The organism is Aeromonas sp. 604443 (assembly GCF_049170315.1).
GTDB lineage: Bacteria > Pseudomonadota > Gammaproteobacteria > Enterobacterales > Aeromonadaceae > Aeromonas > Aeromonas veronii_A.
Genome location: NZ_JAAKMI010000004.1, coordinates 202,811 through 222,191 on the forward strand (window position 1 = coordinate 202,811; position 19,381 = coordinate 222,191).

General features: G+C 58.7%; 20 protein-coding genes. 10 read left to right on the forward strand and 10 right to left on the reverse strand.

What is annotated here, in order from left to right; translation table 11 throughout:
• The first annotated feature begins 12 nt into the window (after positions 1 to 12).
• Positions 13 to 1,236, forward strand: coding sequence for an MFS transporter (locus G5380_RS08530; RefSeq protein ID WP_021231402.1), 1,224 nt, complete (start codon positions 13 to 15; stop codon positions 1,234 to 1,236).
• A gap of 145 nt (positions 1,237 to 1,381) precedes the next feature.
• Here G5380_RS08530 and G5380_RS08535 read toward each other — a convergent pair whose 3' ends face one another.
• From G5380_RS08535 to G5380_RS08555, 5 genes are all read right to left on the reverse strand, one after another.
• On the reverse strand, positions 1,382 to 1,936 hold the full coding sequence (locus G5380_RS08535) for a VOC family protein (RefSeq protein ID WP_421352643.1): 555 nt from the start codon (positions 1,934 to 1,936) through the stop codon (positions 1,382 to 1,384).
• Positions 1,930 to 2,694 (reverse strand): DNA repair protein, encoded by a 765-nt coding sequence (locus G5380_RS08540; RefSeq protein WP_216953387.1) that lies wholly within the window; start codon positions 2,692 to 2,694, stop codon positions 1,930 to 1,932. The genes G5380_RS08535 and G5380_RS08540 overlap by 7 nt, the downstream gene beginning before the upstream one ends.
• Before the next feature lie 192 nt (positions 2,695 to 2,886).
• Positions 2,887 to 3,612, reverse strand: coding sequence for an oxygen-insensitive NADPH nitroreductase (gene nfsA, locus G5380_RS08545; RefSeq protein ID WP_421352644.1), 726 nt, complete (start codon positions 3,610 to 3,612; stop codon positions 2,887 to 2,889).
• Positions 3,613 to 3,683: 71 nt separating this feature from the next.
• On the reverse strand, positions 3,684 to 5,249 hold the full coding sequence (locus G5380_RS08550; RefSeq protein ID WP_421352645.1) for an AbgT family transporter: 1,566 nt from the start codon (positions 5,247 to 5,249) through the stop codon (positions 3,684 to 3,686).
• Positions 5,250 to 5,392: 143 nt separating this feature from the next.
• Positions 5,393 to 7,345: a putative bifunctional diguanylate cyclase/phosphodiesterase gene (locus G5380_RS08555; RefSeq protein WP_421352646.1), complete on the reverse strand. Its 1,953-nt coding sequence runs from the start codon at positions 7,343 to 7,345 to the stop codon at positions 5,393 to 5,395.
• Positions 7,346 to 8,177: 832 nt separating this feature from the next.
• Here G5380_RS08555 and G5380_RS08560 point away from each other — a divergent pair.
• From G5380_RS08560 to G5380_RS08570, 3 genes are read left to right on the forward strand one after another with little or no spacing between them, the layout of a single operon-like run.
• On the forward strand, positions 8,178 to 9,116 hold the full coding sequence (locus tag G5380_RS08560; protein ID WP_216978986.1) for a LysR family transcriptional regulator: 939 nt from the start codon (positions 8,178 to 8,180) through the stop codon (positions 9,114 to 9,116).
• A gap of 54 nt (positions 9,117 to 9,170) precedes the next feature.
• Positions 9,171 to 10,193, forward strand: coding sequence for a response regulator (locus tag G5380_RS08565; RefSeq protein ID WP_043823589.1), 1,023 nt, complete (start codon positions 9,171 to 9,173; stop codon positions 10,191 to 10,193).
• Positions 10,194 to 10,201: 8 nt separating this feature from the next.
• Positions 10,202 to 10,633: a PAS domain-containing protein gene (locus tag G5380_RS08570; RefSeq protein ID WP_005337175.1), complete on the forward strand. Its 432-nt coding sequence runs from the start codon at positions 10,202 to 10,204 to the stop codon at positions 10,631 to 10,633.
• Positions 10,634 to 10,722: 89 nt separating this feature from the next.
• Here the strand turns inward: G5380_RS08570 and ltaE are convergent, their stop codons facing one another.
• The 3 genes from ltaE to G5380_RS08585 form a co-directional block, all read right to left on the reverse strand.
• Positions 10,723 to 11,742, reverse strand: a complete 1,020-nt coding sequence (gene ltaE, locus G5380_RS08575; RefSeq protein ID WP_421352647.1) for a low-specificity L-threonine aldolase — start codon at positions 11,740 to 11,742, stop codon at positions 10,723 to 10,725.
• 112 nt (positions 11,743 to 11,854) lie between these two features.
• Positions 11,855 to 12,556, reverse strand: coding sequence for a short-chain dehydrogenase (locus G5380_RS08580; RefSeq protein ID WP_421352648.1), 702 nt, complete (start codon positions 12,554 to 12,556; stop codon positions 11,855 to 11,857).
• A gap of 87 nt (positions 12,557 to 12,643) precedes the next feature.
• Positions 12,644 to 13,051, reverse strand: coding sequence for a helix-turn-helix domain-containing protein (locus G5380_RS08585; RefSeq protein ID WP_005351138.1), 408 nt, complete (start codon positions 13,049 to 13,051; stop codon positions 12,644 to 12,646).
• A 147-nt stretch (positions 13,052 to 13,198) separates the two neighbouring features.
• Here G5380_RS08585 and G5380_RS08590 point away from each other — a divergent pair, with 147 nt between their 5' ends.
• The gene (locus G5380_RS08590) at positions 13,199 to 14,098 is read left to right on the forward strand and encodes an aldo/keto reductase (protein WP_026034846.1); all 900 of its coding nucleotides are present in this window, start codon (positions 13,199 to 13,201) and stop codon (positions 14,096 to 14,098) included.
• A gap of 71 nt (positions 14,099 to 14,169) precedes the next feature.
• Here the strand turns inward: G5380_RS08590 and G5380_RS08595 are convergent, their stop codons facing one another.
• Positions 14,170 to 14,451, reverse strand: coding sequence for an RNA recognition motif domain-containing protein (locus G5380_RS08595; protein WP_005337180.1), 282 nt, complete (start codon positions 14,449 to 14,451; stop codon positions 14,170 to 14,172).
• A gap of 216 nt (positions 14,452 to 14,667) precedes the next feature.
• The gene (locus G5380_RS08600; protein WP_042055608.1) at positions 14,668 to 15,210 is read right to left on the reverse strand and encodes a hypothetical protein; all 543 of its coding nucleotides are present in this window, start codon (positions 15,208 to 15,210) and stop codon (positions 14,668 to 14,670) included.
• Between the two features lie 106 nt (positions 15,211 to 15,316).
• On the opposite strand from G5380_RS08600, the gene G5380_RS08605 reads away from it, so the two are divergent.
• The 5 genes from G5380_RS08605 to mepA are packed head-to-tail and all read left to right on the forward strand — an operon-like array spanning position 15,317 to position 19,337.
• The gene (locus G5380_RS08605) at positions 15,317 to 16,087 is read left to right on the forward strand and encodes an amino acid ABC transporter ATP-binding protein (protein WP_421275125.1); all 771 of its coding nucleotides are present in this window, start codon (positions 15,317 to 15,319) and stop codon (positions 16,085 to 16,087) included.
• Positions 16,080 to 16,877, forward strand: coding sequence for an amino acid ABC transporter permease (locus G5380_RS08610; RefSeq protein ID WP_421352649.1), 798 nt, complete (start codon positions 16,080 to 16,082; stop codon positions 16,875 to 16,877). Before G5380_RS08605 ends, G5380_RS08610 begins: the two co-directional genes overlap by 8 nt.
• Before the next feature lie 2 nt (positions 16,878 to 16,879).
• Positions 16,880 to 17,701, forward strand: coding sequence for a transporter substrate-binding domain-containing protein (locus tag G5380_RS08615; RefSeq protein ID WP_421352650.1), 822 nt, complete (start codon positions 16,880 to 16,882; stop codon positions 17,699 to 17,701).
• Positions 17,701 to 18,606: an amino acid ABC transporter permease gene (locus G5380_RS08620; RefSeq protein WP_421352663.1), complete on the forward strand. Its 906-nt coding sequence runs from the start codon at positions 17,701 to 17,703 to the stop codon at positions 18,604 to 18,606. Before G5380_RS08615 ends, G5380_RS08620 begins: the two co-directional genes overlap by 1 nt.
• Entirely contained in the window at positions 18,600 to 19,337 is a 738-nt protein-coding gene (gene mepA, locus G5380_RS08625) for a penicillin-insensitive murein endopeptidase (protein WP_005359850.1), read from the forward strand. Before G5380_RS08620 ends, mepA begins: the two co-directional genes overlap by 7 nt.
• Positions 19,338 to 19,381: the final 44 nt, after the last annotated feature.

Sequence of the window (19,381 nt, forward strand, 5' to 3'; positions counted from 1 at the left end):
GGACAATACGCAATGATTGAAGTCGGAAGTCGCGAGTGGATACGTGCAACCCTGGCCCTCAGCCTGGGCTCTTTTCTGGTGTTTCTGAACCTCTACCAGACCCACCCCCTGTTACCCCTGATTGCCGAGGTCTTCTCGGTCAACTCCCTCTCGGCCAGCTGGACCCTGGCAGGATGCACAGCAGGCCTTGCCGCCTCCTTGCTGATCTGCGCCAGACTGGCGGATCGCCATGGCCGTCGGCAGGTCATGCTGGGTACACTCACCCTGGCGATCCTGCTCTCACTGTTGATCCCCCTGGTTGAGCAGTTTGGTTCACTGCTGTTGCTACGCATCCTGCAGGGCGCGCTGCTGGCCGGGTTACCAGCCACTGCGATTGCCTATATGGGGGAAGAGTTCAGTAAACGGGCGCTGCTCTCGGCGGTGGGGGTCTATATTGCCGCCAACTCCCTCGGTGGCATTGCCGGTCGGGTGGTCGGCGGCCTGCTGGCGGGCTGGTTTGGCGACTGGCAACATACCTTTCTGGGGATCGGTGTGATCAGCCTGTCACTGCTGCCGCTGGTCTTCTGGCTGCTGCCCCATCAGACCCGCTTTGTGGCGAGCGCCCCCGTTCGCGGCCAATTTGCTCGCGCCTTGCAGCAGCACCTGACCAATCCCTTGCTGGTAGGGGCTTACCTTATCGGGGGACTCAACTTTATGGTGTTTCTGAACCAGTTCAGTTATCTCACCTTCCTGCTGGCAAAGCCCCCATTCTCCTTGCCCACCCAGTGGCTCGGCATGCTGTTTCTCACCTATCTCTCGGGGACGGTGGCCTCCTCACTGAGCGGCCGCTTTGCCAACCGCTGGGGGGCACAACGCATGCTGCTGGTCGGGATCGCCCTGATGGCCCTCGGCAGTCTATGGCTGCTGCAAGCTAGCCTGCTCGGGATCCTGAGTGGCTTGCTGATCTCCAGCTTCGGCTTTTTCCTGGCACACGCCTGCGCTAGTGCCTGGGTTGGTCATCATGTCGAACACAACCGCGCCCTCGCCTCCTCTCTCTATCTGGTAGCCTACTATCTGGGAGCCAGTCTGGGGGGACTTTACCTACACCCCTTCTGGGAGCAGGGCGAGCTGGGCGGTCTGGTCATGGGTATTGAACTGGTCCTCATCTTGACGGCCGGCTTGAGCCTCTGGCTCGGCCGTCTCAAGCAGCGAAGCCAATCGCCACTGCCCGCCCAGCAACCCCACCGACACGGGTAACAGGCTCAGCGCAAACAGGGTCACCCACGAGCAGATAGCGCTCTCGCAACCCAGCACCGCCAGATAGCAAAAGGGGTCACACCGGTGACCCCTTTTGCTGCGTTATTCAAGAGCCTGTCAGGCTCGCACCGCATTGAGCGCAGGATCACTCCTGATCGAAATAATCCGCAGGCACCGCGACCACAGCACCGGTCGCCACCTCTTCGGCGATCACCTCAGCCAGCGAGCGTAAGTGAAACTTGATCTGACCGGAGGGCAACATCAGGCCGATATCGGGGTTGCGGGTATCCTGCATATTGCCGGTTTTGAATGGCTGCTCGGGATAGCGCGCTACCAGATCCTGCAGTGAAGCGACCACCAGCTCGATATGTTCCAGTCCTGCCTGATGGATGCGCCCCGGTTTCGGCGCCGCCAGCTCGATACAGGGTACCTGCACCTCACCAGCCAGCAGTGGCTGATGCAACTGATAAGTGGCAATCGGGCGACCGCCGATCATCCCCTCCACCAGCAAGGAGCCCGCTTCAGCCAATACAGCACACAGCGCGCGGTACTCCTGCAAGGTCGCCGCCCGATAACAGAGGTGATCGACCGTTGGCTGGGAAAATGTGACGCCAGCAGCGGCCAGTTCGGTCAACAGCTGAGAAACAAATGGGGCCATTGGCCCCAGTGTGGAATCGAGTGGGTGGGACATGCTTACCATTTCTTCTTGGGTTGAAACAGGACATCGAGCTCGTCGGCTTCCTTGTCCTTGATGTTTTGCAGATCCTGCGCGCTGTTTTGCTGCTGCAGCTCTTCAAGCTCCTTGAGCCCCTGACGCATATCCTCTTCACGAGCCAACAGATAGGGATCCTTGTCGCCAATGCTGGCCATTGCCGACAACCCCTTGGTATAGAGCTGGCGGCAAGTACCATATTGGCCCTGAATGCGGGCATCCATCGCCCGCTTGACCAGATTCGAGATGTTGATTTTGAGCTGCATCAGCTCGAGACGACGATCTTCCTGAGCAAACCCCTGCGGATCAATTTTGCCCTTGTTGTGCTCGACACGCAGTACGGCACGTAGCTTTTTTACCAGCTGCAACATCTGGATCGCCTGACGATCAGACTCGGGGGTTTTGAAGTGCCCCTCATCCTGCGCACTGTAATTTTCCTGCACGTTCTTGATCTGGATCTGCACATCGGCGATGCGCTGCTTGATCTGGTTGTTGGGCATCACCTGAGCGATGGCGCGATAGGCATCAAGGATCCGGTGCTGCAACAGCAACACCATGTTTTTGGAGAAAGGCACCAGATTGACGTTCAGCAGTACCTCTTCGGTCTCGTCGGCTACCGTCTTGTGTCTGGCAACGGCGTGACGCTTTTCAGCCTCCGCCTTCTGCTTATATTGCTGTACCACGTTATAGGCGATAACCAAAAACAGGAGCGCGCCGATAGACAGCAATACCAAAGTTAAAATCATAGGATGTCCAAACCCCTGTCCCAATCCAATTGCGTGATCCTACAACAGCTTATCTACTTAAGGTAGCCTGTAGATCCCCCCTTGCCCACGATTTGTCGCCAAGCTGTATACCCGGTCTCAGGGAAAGATTTCAGGATCACGGGAAAATGACCATGGTGGTCATCACTCCCATAGTATCGCCCATCAGCGCCATTACTTGAGGTTAAAGCCCCGCGATTGCAGGAATCCCAGCATGAAAGGGCGGGACTCCTTGCCCAGAATGGCGCGGATCTGGCTACTCCAGGTCTGCTGTTTGTTGTTGCTGCTGCGGGCCTGATAGTAGTCCGCGATCTGCTGATCGTACCGGGCCAGCAGGTCGCGATCCAGCTCGTGCAGGTAGCGCTCCTGATGCACCACCAATCCCCTGGGCAGGCGGGGTTTCTGCTCCGGCTGCTGGGCAGGGTGGCCAAGGCAGAGGCCAAACAGCGGGATCACCTGATGGGGCAAGCCCAGTAGCTCGCTCACCTCGGCAGGATGGTTGCGAATGCCGCCGATATAGACCCCGCCCAGTCCCAACGACTGCGCCGCCAGCAGGGCATTTTGCGCCATCAGGGCGCCGTCAATGGCACCGATCAACAACTGCTCCGCATAACCGGTCTGGGCCTCGGGCACGATCTGGCTGTGACGATGGTAATCGGTGCAGAACACCAGAAACTCGGCCGCCTGCACCACATAGGGTTGATTGCCCGCCAGCATGGCCAGCTGCTGACGCGCCTCGGGTTCACTGACTCGCACAATACTGGTCACCTGCAAAAAGCTCGAGGTCGAGGCGGACTGGGCGGCGGCGAGAATGACATCCAGCTGCTGCGGGGCGATCGGCTCGGCAGTGAACTGACGAATGGAGCGATGGGAAAGGATAAGATCGATGGTCTGATTCATGGCACCTCCAAAATGAGGTAACACCATAGCGAAAAAAACGAGGGAGCCCAAGGCTCCCTCGCACACCCAGCTTAAGGGGCCGGATAGACGTAAGGGGCTTGCAACCCGAGCGGGAAGCCGAGCGCCCAGTAGAGCAGCAGGAAAATCGTCCAGCTCACCAGGAAGGCCAGCGAGTAGGGCAGCATCATGGAGACCAGAGTACCGATCCCGGTGCTCTTCACATACTGCTGGCAATAGACCACCACCAGCGGGAAGAAGACCATCAGCGGGGTGATGATATTGGAAGCAGAATCCCCGACCCGATAGGCCGCCTGGGTCAGCTCGGGGGAGATCCCCACCGCCATCAACATGGGCACTAGGATCGGGCTGATCAGCGCCCACTTGGCGGAGGCCGAGCCGACTACCAGATTGACGCTGGCTGTGAGCAGGATCATCCCGACGATAGTCACCTCACCGGGCAGCGCCAGCGCATGGAGCACTTCGGCACCGGAAAGGGCCAGCAGGGTGCCCAGATTGGAGTCACCAAACGCCTTGATGAAGAGCGCGCAGAAGAAAGCCATCACCATGTAGGAGCCCATCTTGTTCATGGTGGCCGACATGGCATCGATCACATCCTTGCCGCTCTTGAAGCTGCCTGCGACAAAGCCGTAGACAATCCCGGGCAGGATAAAGAGCAGGAAGATGAGCGGCACTATGGACTTCATCACGGGGGCAGCGAAGGTGGTCAGGGAGCCATCGGCAGCACGCAGCGGTGAATCGCTCGGGGAGAGCGCCAGCGCCAGCAGCACGATAGCCGCCAGCATGGCAAACCCGGCCCAGTTGAAGGCCCGGCTCTCTTGCGCGCTGTAGCGCCCCATCTCGTCGGCACTCTCCAGATCCTCGTTGAGCGCCACGTGCTTGAGGCGCGGCTCCACCACCTTTTCGGTGATGAACCAGCCGACGCAGATGATCAGCAACGAAGAGGCACCGGTAAAGATGATGTTGCATAGGGTGTTGACCATGTAGTCAGGATCGAGCAACTGAGCGGCGGACTGGGTAAAACCCTGCAGCAGCGCATCCCCGCCGGAGGGCAGGAAGTTGGCGGCAAAACCGCCGGAAACGCCGGCAAAGGCAGCTGCGATCCCCGCCAGCGGATGGCGTCCGGCAGCGTGGAAGATGATGCCACCGATGGGGATCACCAGCACATAGCCCGCATCTGCAGCGGTGTGGCTGACGATCGCTACCAGGATCAGCATGGGAGTGAGAAAACGGGCAGGCGTCACTTTGAGCAACTTTTTCAGACCGGTATTGATAAAACCGGACTGCTCGGCCACCCCGACCCCGAGCATGGCCACCAGCACGATGCCCAGCGGGGCAAAGCCGGTGAAAGTGGTCACCATGGTGGAGAGAAACTCGGCCAGACCGACACCGGTCAGCAGGTTGTTGACCACTACCGCCTCCCCGGTACGGGGGTTGACCAGATCAAACTGGAATTGTGACAACACCCAGGAGCCGACCCAGACGATCAGCAAGGCATAGAGGAACAGCATGGCGGGGTCGGGTAATTTGTTCCCGGCTTTCTCGACGCCATTGAGGAAACGGTTCAGCCACCCCTTGGGAGGGCTGGCCGGACGGTCATTGACAGCAGCATGACTCATTATTGCAATACTCCTTTCCCTAGAAATGAGGTCGCATGCTAGCAACTCCAGCCAATCCGTCTCATGACCGATCGCAAAATAATGATTAATTTTGATTAAATATTACGGAATAAAATCCCAAGTTGTGGTCTAACGCACACTTGTTACTCTGCCATTACGGCATCTAGCAGTGGATAACGCCCAACCTGACACTCCACCACGAAACCACTCGCCTCGACTTGTGCCACCGTCAGCGGCTTGCTGAACAGATATCCCTGGAACACATGGCACCCCTGGGTCTGCAGTGCGGCCAGTTCGTGAGGCTCCTCCACCCCTTCCGCCATGATCCCCAACCCCAGATTGGTGGCCATGGCCGCAGTCGCCCGGATCACCGGCAGGTTGAGGCCGACCACGAAAGAGCGATCCAGCTTGATCGTATCGATGGGCAGGCGATTGAGATAGGCAAGGGATGAGTAGCCGGTACCAAAATCGTCGATGGCAATCTTGATCCCCAGTTCACTCAAGTCATCGAGAATATCGAGGCACCCCTTCATATCCAGCATAAGCACGGTTTCGGTCAGTTCCAGCGTCAACAGGGAAGCATCCACTCCGTGCAGAGCCAGCTGCTGGCGCACTTGCCCGGGCAGTGCCGACGAGAGCTGGAAACCGGAGAGGTTGACGGAGACTGGCACCCGGTGATGGAGGCACTTCTTCCAACTGGCCATCTGGGCAAGTGCGGTAGAGAGCACCCAGCTGCCGATCTCGCGGATCAGCCCCATCTCTTCGGCCAATGGGATAAATTCCACTGGCGAGACATGGCCAAGCACCGGGTTATACCAACGCAGCAGCGCCTCGTAACCGATCAGACGCCGTTTGGCGACATCGACCTGTGGCTGGTAACAGAGGCTCAGCTCCTGACGACCGATAGCCTTGGCCAGAAACTGCTTGAGATTGAGCTTGCGCTGCAGGGTCTGCTGCATGCTGGGGGTAAAACGCTGCCAGCGCAGCCGCCCCATCTGCTTGGCCTGATACATGGCCATATCGGCGCGGGTGATGAGGTTATCACCATCGTCCGCATCATCGGGATAGATGGCAATGCCGATACTGCCGCCGATGGTTACCTCCGGCAGACCGCTCAGTTGCAGCGGCTTGGTCATCTGGGAGAGCATCTGATCGGCCACATCCTGGGCGCGTTCGCTCTGGTTTCCCAAGGGAACCAACGCGGTAAACTCGTCCCCGCCAAGACGGGCCAGCTCAACATCGCGGGGGCAAATCTGTTTGAGGCGACCGGCAACCCGCTCCAGCAGGCGGTCTCCCGCCTTATGGCCGTAGTTGTCGTTGACCAGCTTGAAGTTGTCCAGATCCATGAATACCAGCGCGAAACGCTCCCCCAACCCGCAATAGGCCTCGAGAGATTTCATCAAGCCATAACGGTTGAGCAGGCCGGTCAGGGAGTCATGCCAAGCGAGGTGGCGATGCTCCAGCTCCTCGAGTTTACGATCTGTAATATCGCGCATGGTAAGCAGGATCCGTGCTCCTTGCTGGATATAGCGGAACTGATACTGGAACCAGCGCATCCCCTTGAGGGTTCGGCACTCCCCTTCGGTCACTACTTCATCGAGTCGGGAGAGCTTCTGGTAAAAACTGTCGTCACTACCGGAAAAAACCTGGGAGAGCGTGGCGATCCGGTGACCGAAACACATCTCGAAGTGATAGTTGCCGCTTTCGAACGCGCCATTGCTATCGAACAGGCAGGCCAGGGTATCACCGGTTGCCAGCGAGGACTCCTGATAGAGGGTATCGGAGTCGAGCACCGCCTCGGTCATCATCATCAGACGGCCAGCCAGCTGAATCCCGGAGAGGCGTAGATAGATCTGCTTCTTGACCCCCTTTGGGGAGATAGTCCACCACTCGTTGTAACTTCGCCCCTGCTGAAAATCACCGAGGTAGCGTTGCAACAACAGCGCTATGGCTGTGGCCATATCAGCCGAAAAATCCCTGGAACAGAGCTCGTCCAGGGAGGTGGCCTCCCAGAGGGGAAGTGCTGCGCGGTTTGCCCAGAAAATATGGTGATGTTCGATGTCATAGACCCAGATAGGGGTATGTAGAACATCCATTGTCTTCAGTAACCGTTCGTCAAGCGTATTCATCTGGTCAAAGTCATTCATGCTGGATGGTCACTGGTGAACCGGAAAACAAATGGGCAAACCGCCGTATGCAGAATGCAAGGTGAAAACACCTCTCGGCCACTATTTCTCGCGATGGCCAAAAGCAGATAACTGATTTCAGAAATCAACAACAGGAGAGCCAATCCAGCCACAGAAAAAAGGACTCAGCCAATACTCCTGTCAATCAGAACAAATCCCTCGTTCGTTTTTAACTTTTTTTCCCAGCAAAAACAAGCACTAAGAATTGCACTCTGGATACTTCAAAAAACATTTTTACTATTCACAACAAACACTTATTTACTGACAAAAAAGTCAACTAAAAAAGTGCCGGCATTTCCCTCGTAAAACTTTCATTTATTAACCAGTGCGTTGAATAAACAGACAAAAAAGAGCAAAACCGGCCCCAAATAGCGACTTAACAAGGAACTTAAATACCTCAAAACCGAATATCTACCTTCACCAGACCGGCATGATGAATATGCGACTGTCATCACATTCACATCGCCGAAAAAAAGAACTGCTCTTGACCAGCGCGATCCTCTTTTTTCCTGAGGATGGGTCGTATTGTAGTCATACCATGTCGCCTCTCTCTCTTGAGCTAACGGGTGACATCTCGCAACAATGACTGTGGCGCAGAAAATAATCCTCATTCGAGAACAATTGAAAATTTAAACTGGTATCAGTAGAAATCGAATCCAGATCAATTAAACGCTGAATTACCCTTGCCAAGCGATAAGGCTCTTTTTATGGTTGCCCCCTTGTTACACCCAGAACAGCGTTTATGAAGCACATCGAAGAGTTCTACCTGTTCGTCAAGGTGGTGCAAGAGGGAGGATTCTCCCATGCTGCAGCCGCACTGGGCATGCCAACAGGCACCATCAGTCGACGCATTTCCCAGCTGGAAGAGCAACTGGGTTGCTCCCTGCTACATCGCTCTACCCGTAAACTCCGTCTTACCGATGAAGGGCTCAGATACTACGAGCGTCTCTGCACACCGCTTGCACAAATCGAGCAGGCCACCAGCGAGATCCGGGGTAAAGAAGCAGACATCACCGGGCTTATCCGGATAGCCGCGCCGATCGCGCTCTCCAACACCATCCTCATCGATATGCTGGCCGAATTCGGGCTGCACTATCCCGAGGTACAGTTCGATATCACCCAGACCAATGATCACCAGCACCTGTTCGACAATGATCGGGATCTGGTGTTCTTCAACGGTGAGCTGCCCCAGTCGCTGCCCAATGCGATCTGTCTCGGTCATATCGAGTACGGCCTGTTTGCCTCGCCACTCTATCTGACCAAGAAGGGAACCCCCTCCCACCCCAGCCAGCTGGAAGAACATGATCTCATCTACTGCTGGCCACACCAGCACTGGCAACTGACCGACAAGGATGGCCAGAACATCTGCATCAAACGCAGCGCCAAACTGACCGTCAACCAGACTCAGGCCGCCGTGCGCGCAGCCCGGCGTCATCTGGGGATAGTCAACGCCCCGCTGCACTATCTGAGCAGCTTCCTCCATGACGAGCAGCTGGTACCGGTACTGACCGACTGGCAGACCGGCAATCGCCCCTTCTACATGTTGTGTTGCCAGCACCAGTTCGCCCCGTTGCGTGTTAAGATGTTCGCTGAATTTGTTGAGAAATACTCCGCACGCTATCGTAACCGGCAATGGGATAACCAATTTTCACAGGGTGACAACCTCCCACATTGCATCTGACTGTTAGCGGGCCACACTTATAGCAATCCTTGTCAACAGAGCCTGCCTAACGCCATGAATGTATTGATATGTGATGACTCCGGGTTCGCCCGCAAACAGCTGGCACGAGCGCTACCGGCTGACTGGAAAGTCGATTTGCACTATGCGGCGAATGGCCTTGAAGGGATCGAACAGGTGCTGATGGGCCATGGGGATCTCATCTTTCTCGATCTGACCATGCCGGAAATGGACGGTTACGGCGTGCTGGAGACCCTCCAACGGGAGGGTCTACGCAACAAGGTGATCGTGGTCTCCGGGGATATCCAACCAGAGGCCTATCAACGGGTCATGGGGCTAGGGGCGCTCGATTTCATCAAGAAACCTGCCGCCCCAGAAACCCTGCTCGCCCTGCTCAAAAAGCATGATTTCTGGAGTGCCACCCCGAGCGGTCAACCAAGCGCCCCCGAGCAGCAGCCAAACGGAGTGGTAGCCGATGCAGGCGTCAAGATCACCCCCGAAATCCGCGATGTCTATCAGGAGCTGGCCAACGTCTCCATGGGTCAGGCCGCCGACTTGCTGGCTCGTCTGCTCAACGCCTTCGTGGTACTGCCCATCCCCAACGTCAACGTGCTGGAAGTATCAGAGTTGCATATGGCCCTCTCGGCCGCTGCGGATTCAGATACCCTCTCCGCCGTCTGTCAGGGGTTTATCGGAGCTGGGATCGCCGGTGAAGCGCTGATCCTGTTCCATGACTCCAGCTTCAAAGATTTGGCCAAGCTGATGAACCATCAGGGGACGCTGGATCGCACCGCCGAACTGGAGCTGTTGATGGATACCGCCAACGTGCTGATCGGCGCCTTCCTGCGCGGCTACGCCAACCAGCTCGACACTCCCTTTAGTCAGGGGCACCCGGTGGTGCTCGGCCAGCACAGACCCATCAACGAGCTGATCAACACCAACAAGAGTCGCTGGCGCCGCACGCTCGCCATCGAGATCAACTACCGGATCCAGGATTACGCGGTGCAGTGTGATCTGCTGCTGCTGTTTACCGAAGATTCCATCGCCACCATGAACAACAAAATCATGCACATGCTCTAGGAGTGACTATGGAAATCCGTGAATTTCATTGGCTGATGAACATAGTCCAGAACCTGGACGTAGGCCTGGTAGTGCTCGACAAGGAGTACAAGGTACAAGTGTGGAACGGCTTTATGGAGAGCCACAGCGGCCGACTGGCCAGTGACGTGCGCGATGGCGTACTGTTCGAGCTCTTCCCCGATGTGGACAGAGCCTGGTTCGAGCGCAAGGCCAACATGGTCTTCAAGCTCAACAACCGCGCCTTCAGTACCTGGGAGCAGAAGCCCTATCTGCTACGTTTCTCCAACTACCGCCCCATTACCGGCTCGGCCCCCCATATGTTCCAGAACCTGACGCTGGTACCACTGGCCGATTTCGGCGGTCAGGTGACCCACATCGCGGTGATGATCTACGATGCCACCGATGAGGCCATGCTGATGAGCGGCCAGCGGCAGGCTTGAGCTTGCAGCAAATAACAGAGGGCGCCGCGGCGCCCTCTGTTATTTCGGTATGAACAGGTCTTGGTATAACCTCTACCTGACCAGCCGTCTCAACGCGCCCCGAGATACTCGGTGAAGGCGTCGATCACCTCTTCAATATCGTCATCGTTGATCTGCAGATGAGTCACCAGCCGCAGCTCGCCGTAACCGGAGAAGAGGATCCCCCGCTCCTTCATAAAAGCGAGCAGAGGGGCCGATGCCCCCTCACGGAGCCGCAGGAACACCATGTTGCTCTGCACCAGCGAGAGGTCGAGCTCGATGCCCGGCAGTGCAGCCAACCCTTCGGCCAGCCGTTTGGCACGGCGGTGATCATCGGCCAGACGGGTCACGTGCTGCTCGAGGGCAAACAGACCGGCTTGCGCCAGAATGCCCGCCTGGCGCATGCCGCCCCCCAGCATCTTGCGCAGTCGGCGCGCACGGGCGATGAAGTCGTGACTGCCCACCAGCAGCGAGCCCACCGGTGCGCCCAACCCCTTGGAGAGACAAATCGAGATGCTGTCAAATGGCGCGGCGATCACCTCGACCGGGGTCTCGCTGGCCACGGCGGCGTTAAAAAGCCGTGCGCCATCAAGATGAAGCTTCAAGCCACGTTCAGCAACGAATGCTCCCATCTCTTGCAGATAGGGGAGCGGCAGCACCTTGCCATTGTGGGTGTTCTCAAGACAGATGAGGCGAGTCTGGACGAAGTGGGCATCATCAGGGGCCAGCGCAGCCTTGATATCATCGAATGCCAGCGTGCCATCGCGCTGCATCGGCAAGGGTTGCAGGGCTACGGAGCCCAGCACGGCACTCCCCTGCGCTTCATAGCGATAGATGTGAGCGGCGTTGCCGAGGATGGCCCCCTCACCGCGCTGACAGTGGCTCATCACCGCCAGCAGGTTGGACATGGTGCCGGACGGCACAAACAGCGCCGCCTGTTTGCCCAGCAATCTGGCCCCATGGGCCTCCAGCGCGTTGACGCCCGGATCTTCACCATAGACATCGTCACCCACTTCGGCGTGGAGCATGGCTTGACGCATGGCGTCAGTAGGCTGGGTGACGGTGTCACTTCGTAAATCGATATAGCGCATGAGATCCCTCCTGAAACAGGAGAGTGACGTTAGCCATGCGCCCCTCGCTTGGCAAGGGGCGCATGAGCAGAATGTGAAGCCAATAGACGTCCGTAGAACCCGCAGGCGGGATTTACCAGGGCAGCGGCTGACCGTTGAGATCCAGTAGCTGACCCGATTGGGTCAACGATAACCCCTTGATGAGATTGAGCAGTTTCACCGCCACCTCGGCAGGCTCCTGCAATTGCTCCGCAGGCAACTCGCTCAGAAAGGGAGCGTTCATCGGGGAGTCCATCAGGCCGGGCACTACTGCCACCACCCCTGCTTGCGGGAAACGCTGCGCCCACTCAAGGGCCAGAGTTTTCACCCCCATATCGAGGGCTGCCTTGCTCATCCGGTAGCTGTAACGTCCCCCCTCCAGATTGGCGGTGATGGAGCCCGCCAGATCGGAGATGGCACAGAGCCACAGCGGATGGTCATTGCCCATCAACCGACTGAAACGGGCAGCCAGCGCCAGTGTTGGCCAGGCATTGGCCAGCAGGCTGTCGCACAGCCACTTGGGGTGCACCTCTTCGACCCGCCGCTCCGGCATAAAGCTGACATCGTGCAACACGCCGATGGTATTGATCACAACGGTGGGAAGCGGATCGCTATCGTAGAGGGTAAACAAGGCATCGAACGAGATGGCATCGACATCTGGCAGCGGGAAGAAGTCCTCCATCTCGATCCCTTTGGGATAGTTGCGCCCGGCCAGCAGGAATGACTCCCCCCTTGCTATCAGCTCTCTTGCCAGCGCCGAGCCCAGCGCACCACTTCCGAGGATCAAGTAGCTCATCGCCCATTCCATGGAGACTTATCTTGCTTAGAGCGTATCAGAATAATCAACCGGCCGTGACACGACCAAAGGGTAATATGCTCCTCATCACGCTTCCCCCAGATGGCGGCCAAACTCCCGCGCCAGCGCCAAGTCGAGAAAACCGTCCGCTTTCTTGTGGGTGCGCAAAAACTGGTAGTAGGCGAGCAGGGTGACCAGCGCCTCCTCATCGGGCAGCCCCACCCCGGGTTGCTGCTCGCCCAGCAGTAGCTGCGCCGCTGCCAGCGCCTCCCTGTCTACCACTTCCGCCTGACGGTAGAGATAACCGCAGCCGGTCGCCAGCCACTCCAGCGAGCAGTTGGCCCCCATGGCAATCTGGTTGGCCCGCGCCAGACCAGGCTCGGCTCCCTTCAAATATTTGCGGATCAGCGCTTCACTGAGCCCTACCTTGCGGGCAAAGGCGCTCACGCTCATCTCCCCGATCAGGCTCTGCAAGCGCTCGGCAAATCCTTCCATCCAACTCTCTCTCCTACTCTGCGATCAGAACCAAAGTTCGAATCATGCCACTGCCCATTATTGCTTTGCCAGCCACATGAGGCCAAGATGCCCGCAGTCATCCATGTTGCACATCGTTTTCGCATCGTGTTTTTCAAGGAGTCAACCATGTCTGTATCCCGTGTCGCCCTGCATCCGCAAGGTCCCACCTTCTCTCGCCTCATCATGGGTTACTGGCGCCTGATGGAGTGGCAGCTCTCTCCGGCCGCTCTGCTCGATCTGATGAAATATCATCTGGATCTGGGGGTCACCACCATCGATCACGCCGATATCTATGGTGGCTACCAGTGCGAAGAGGCCTTTGGTCACGCCCTGCGCCTCGAGCCTTCCCTGCGCAGCCGGATGGAGATCGTCACCAAGTGCGGTATCGCCCTCACCGCCAAGCCGGAGCATGCTCTCAACCACTACAACACCGGCAAGGACCATATCATCGCCAGCGCCGAAGCCTCGCTGCGCAAGCTCGGCACCGACCATCTGGATCTGCTGCTGATCCACCGCCCGGATCCCCTGATGAACGCAGATGAAGTGGCCGACGCCTTTATCACCCTGAAACAGGCGGGCAAGATCAAGCACGCCGGGGTATCCAACTTCACCGCCCGTCAGTTCGAGCTGCTGCAATCGCGCCTCCCCTTCCCGCTGGTCACCAACCAGCTGGAGATCTCGCCGCTTCATCAGGAAGGGACCCTCGATGGTACCCTGGATCAGTGCCAGCAGCTTGGCATCAAGCCGATGGCCTGGTCATGTCTCGGTGGCGGCCGACTGTTCAGCGATGACGCCTATGCCCCGCTGCGTGCCGAACTGGAGCAGATCCGTCAGGAAGTGGGCGCCCAGACTATCGAGCAGGTGGTCTACGCCTGGGTAATGATGCTGCCAAGCCAGCCGCTGCCATTGATTGGCTCCGGCAAACGGGAGCGGATTGCTGCCGCCGTGGCCACCGAATCCATCGTCCTCAATCGCCAGCAGTGGTTCCGCATCCGCAAGGCGGCGCTCGGTTACGACGTCCCCTGATAACAGCAAAACGTCCAGAAACAAAAACGGCATGGGGGAAACCCATGCCGTTTTTTTATTGCCGAGGTACCTTAGCGGTGGCGCTGTTGCGGGCGACCACGGGGAGCATCTGTCTTCGGTTTGGCCTGGTTGACGGTGATGGTACGGCCACCGACTTCTGTACCATGCAGACCAGCGATGGCCTTCTCGGCATCACCATTGACCGGCATTTCAATAAAACCAAACCCCTTTGACTGGCCGGTATCGCGGTCGATGATGATATCAACCTTGTCGACCTGTCCAAACTGGCTGAACAGGGTTTTCAGTTCGTCGGCCGTCATCCGGTACGACAGATTTCCTACGTAAATCTTCATGCCATCCACTCTCGATTCAAGGTGCCTTCTCTATGCAATTCCCAGCATAACGGTAAGGGCACAACCCCTATGCCGGACCTGCCATGGCTTCATGCCGTGGCCTTCTCCACACTGTCGTCAAGTGATTGATCTCTTGGGTTAACAGTGCAGACAAGATCAATTCGAGTCACTGGCAGTATCTGAGCTTTGCCGGGAATTGTCGAGAAAATAGTCGACTCAGGCCGATTGCAGATCTGACAACCGTTGCGCCAGCATCCGGCGACCGTGCCAGGCCCGTTTAAAGCCGAAGCGATAGACAGACGGGCTCACCAGATGCAGCTCCCCCGCCTTGAGATCCAGCAAGGCCATGGCCGCCGCCAGCTCCTTTTCACTCAGTTGCAGATCGAGGCTGAAGTCGAGCCACTGGCCGTCGTGACCCACTCGCCGCTCCCGCTCGAGCGCCACCAGCTGGCTGCGGGGCAGCGCCAGCGCTTCATCCTTGTTGCCATTGAGCAGATAGATATGCTGTTCATCCCACCCCAGCTCCGCCAGGCGCCAGGGCTGCCAGCTGCGGGGCAGCGACACCATGATCCCGGTAATGCCACCAAAGACCACGCCCACCCAGTTGAGCAGCGCCATGGCGCCCCAGCCATCCCACAAGGAGGCCACCACCACGCCCCAACTCACCAGCAACAGCAGAAAAATGACGCAGCGATAGCGAACCGCTGGCGGCATCAACAGCTGCACCTGCGAACCGGCAAGCAAGGATGTAATACGCATGAAAAGCTCCTGTCATCACGAAATGGCGCCATTGTGAATAGCCATCAGGATGCTGACAAGGGGGTTTTCTTTGTCATCCCCCTATAAAATCAATACCATGGCGTAAATGATTCTCAGTGGAACCCGCTTCTTGACCAGCTCGCAACCCTGTGTGCGCTTTTGTGGCGTCGACAAATTCTATGGCGATTTTCAGGCTCTTCATCACATCGATCTCACCATTGAACGGGGAGAGAAATGGGTCATCTGTGGCCCGTCAGGCTCGGGAAAATCGACCCTGATCCGCACCATCAACGGGCTGGAGGGGATCGACGGCGGCCAGCTGTTCCTGTTTGGCGAGCCGGTAACCCCCACCTACTTGCGTCGCCTGCAAGGTCGGGTCGGCATGGTGTTTCAGCAGTTCAATCTCTTCCCCCATATGACGGTGCTGGAGAACCTGATGGTGGCACCGGTGCATACCCTGGGGATGCGCCCCCAGGAGGCCAAAGCCCGAGCGCTCGGGCTGCTCGAGCGGGTGCGCATTCAGGCACAGGCCGACAAGTACCCCCACCAGCTCTCCGGCGGCCAGCAGCAGCGGGTCGCCATCGCCCGCTCCCTCTGCATGCAACCCGAGCTGATGCTGTTTGACGAGCCCACCTCCGCCCTCGACCCCGAGATGATCCGCGAAGTGCTCGATGTGATCCGCGAGCTGGCTGACGAGGGGATGACCCTGATCTGCGTCACCCACGAGATGGGCTTTGCCCGTCAGGTGGCGGATCGGGTGCTCTTTATGGATGAGGGGAAGATCATCGAGTCAGCCCCGCCCGCCCAGCTGTTCAACGCCCCCCGGCACCCGCGAACCCGGGCCTTCCTCGAACAGGTGCTTAGCTATCATGGCTAGGCTCAATCGCCCCCGCCTGCTTGGCTGGCTGTCGGGCACTGTGATGCTCTGTGCGCTACTGGGCTGGGCGCTCTATAGCGGCGCTCGCCAGATGGGCTATGACTGGCAGTGGCCGCGGGTGTTGCCCTTTCTCGGCGAGTGGGATGAGGGAACCTTTTATGCCGGCCCCTTGCTAAACGGCCTGCTGGTCACTTTGCAGGTGGCGCTGCTCAGCCTGTTGGGCACTCTGGCGGTCGGGGTGTGCGTGGTCAGCCTGCGGCTGCTCCCCTCCCGGCTCGGCCCATGGCTCGCCATCGCTTATCTGGCGCTGGTGCGCACCACGCCCCAGCTGGTGCAGCTCTATATTCTCTATTTCTTGCTGGGCCCCATGCTGGGATTGGCCCCCCTTGCCTGCGCCGTGTTGAGCCTCTCCCTCTATCAGGGCGCTTTCACCGCCGAAGTACTGCGTGCAGGCGTACAGGCCATTCCCAAAGGACAGTGGGAGGCAGCCCAGTCGCTTGGCTTGTCGCGAACCATCACCCTGCGCAAGGTGATCCTGCCCCAGCTGGTGCGCATCACCTTGCCGCCGCTCACCAACGAGCTGGTCTCCCTTATCAAACATTCGGCGCTGGTGAGTGTGATCGCCATCTTCGATCTGACCAACGAAGGGCGTACTCTGGTTGCCGATACGTTTCTGACCTTTGAGGTGTGGTTTACCGTAGCTGCCCTCTATTTGCTGTTAACCCTGACGCTGTCAGCCTGTTCGCGGGCACTGGCCCGTCACCTGAATCCGGATCAACAAGGACGCTAACCATGAATCTGTCATTCAAGACCACCCTGTCGGGCGCAGCCCTGCTGCTGGCAAGCCTGCTCACTCCGGCACTGGCAGAAACTGCCCCCTCCGACACCCAGGCGCAGATCGAGCAGAGCGGTACCCTGCGGGTCGGCATGTCCACCTTCGCCCCCTGGGCGATGCGCGACAAGCAGGGGGCCCTGATCGGTTTCGAGATTGACGTGGCCCGTCGCCTCGCCACAGATAACGGCTGGCAGGTAGAGTTCGTGCCTACCGCCTGGGATGGCATCATCCCCTCCCTGTTGGCGAAAAAGTATGACGTCATCATCGGCGGCCTCACCATCACCCCCGAGCGGGAGAAGAGCGTGCGCTTCACCCAGGCCTACTCCCATTCGGGGGTGCAGCTGGCCGCCTCCAGCACCATGGCCAAAGAGAAGAAAACCGTGGCGGACTTCAACCAGCGCGGGGTGATCCTGGCGGTACGTCGTGGCGCCTCACCGGTACAGGTGGCAAAAGAACACTTCCCCAAGGCCACCCTGCGCCAGTTCGATGACGAGTCACAGGTATTTCAGGAGGTGCTGAACGGCCGCGCCCACGGCGCCCTCTCCTCTTCCCCGAAACCCGAGCAAGAGGCGCTGCGCCACCCGGATGCCCTCTTTATGCCGTTTGCCGAGCCGTTGGCAAAAGGCGATGAAGGCTTTGCCCTGCGCAAGGGGGATGATGCCCTGGCTGAGCAGTTCAACGAGTGGATCGCCGCCCGTCAGGCCGATGGCTGGCTCAAGGCGCGCCATGACTACTGGTTCAAGTCGCTGGCGTGGGAAGCGCAGGTCGCCAATCCCTGATGCTGATGGCCCTCAAACAGACCATCCGGCGCATCGTCCGGAAGCCATGTCGGAACATCAACTGGCTGGATGGGGCGATCGCCCTGATCCTGCTGCTGGCTGGCCTCTGGCTGGCCAGCCGCTTGCACATCGGGGTGGCCTATCAGTGGCGCTGGCATGAGGCCTTCGATCTGCTGTTCACCCCAGGCCCTCACGGCGAGTTGCCCTACTTTTTCAGCGGTCTGCTCACTACCTTGCGCATCGCCCTGCTCGGCATGGTGCTGGCGCTGCTGCTCGGCACTGCGCTGGGGGTAGCCGCCTTCAGCCGCCGCACCTGGCTGGTGATGCCCGCGACCCTGTTTATCCAGCTGATCCGCAATTTGCCACCGCTGGTCTTTATCTTCATCTTCTACTTCTTTATCGCCAACCAGCTGCTGCCTGCAAGCGGCCTCTCCCGCTGGCTCGGCACCGTATCACTCTCCCCGTGGCAAGAGGCGCTGTTTGGCCCACCTGCCCGCTGGGAGAACCTCATCTCAGGCACCCTCTGCGTTGGCATGATCAGCGCAGCCTTCGTCGCCGAGATCGTCCGCGCCGGGCTGGCCGCCATCCCCCGTGGCCAGCGGGAGGCGGCGCAGAGCCTCGGGCTCTCCCCCTGGGTGCGGCTGCGCCATGTGATCCTGCCGCAGGTCATGCTGCTGATGTTGCCCCCCCTCACCGGTCAGCTCATCGCGCTGGTGAAGGATACCGCCATTGTTTCCCTTATCTCGGTGCAGGAGCTCACCTTCGTCGGTACCGAGATGGCCAACTCCAGCGGACTGGTCTACGAGATCTGGCTGCTGGTGGCCGCGGCCTATTTATTTATATGTTTGAGTCTGTTCGTACTGCTGAGCAGACTCGAAGCAAGACAAGGAGCACGCACATGCTGACGTCCCTGTTGCTGGCGACTGTATTGCAAGCGGAAGCCATCGGTGGTTATGCCGCCGGTTGCCTGAAAAACGGCGTATCCCTGCCCCTCGAAGGGCCGGGTTATCAGGTGATCCGCACCAAACGGCTGCGCTACTACGGCCACCCCGACCTCATCCACTATCTGCAAGCGCTGGCCAACCAGACCCGCATGGCCGGGCTGCCGGATCTCTATATCGCCGATCTGGCGATGGCCCGTGGCGGCCCCTTTACCTCCGGCCATCGCAGCCACCAGACTGGCCTTGATGCCGATATCTGGTTTCGCATGGCCAACCGCCCCATCAGCAAGTGGGAGCAGGATGCCCCCAAGGAGTGGGCACTGATCGACGAACCCAGCTACAAAATGTTACCGGGCCGCTTTGGCCCACAGCAGCTCACCTTGCTGCGGCTTGCGGCCAGCAAACCCGAGGTGGCCCGCATCTTCGTCAATCCGGTGATCAAATCCGCGGTCTGCCAACAAGCTGGTAACGAACCCTGGGTCGCCAAGCTGCGCCCCTGGGTGGGCCACTTCAGCCACTTCCACGTGCGGCTGCGCTGCCCGGTGGGCAGCCCAGATTGCGAGCCCCAGGCTCCCATTCCGCCCGGCAATGGCTGCGGGGAAGAGCTGGCCTCCTGGCTCAAAGACAAGCCCCAACTGCCCAAGGTCTCCGGCATCAACAAGCGACCCGAACTACCTGCGCGTTGTGGCAACTGACCCCAAGCTGGTATGGTGGTGCACTCTTGGTCGTACACCATCCA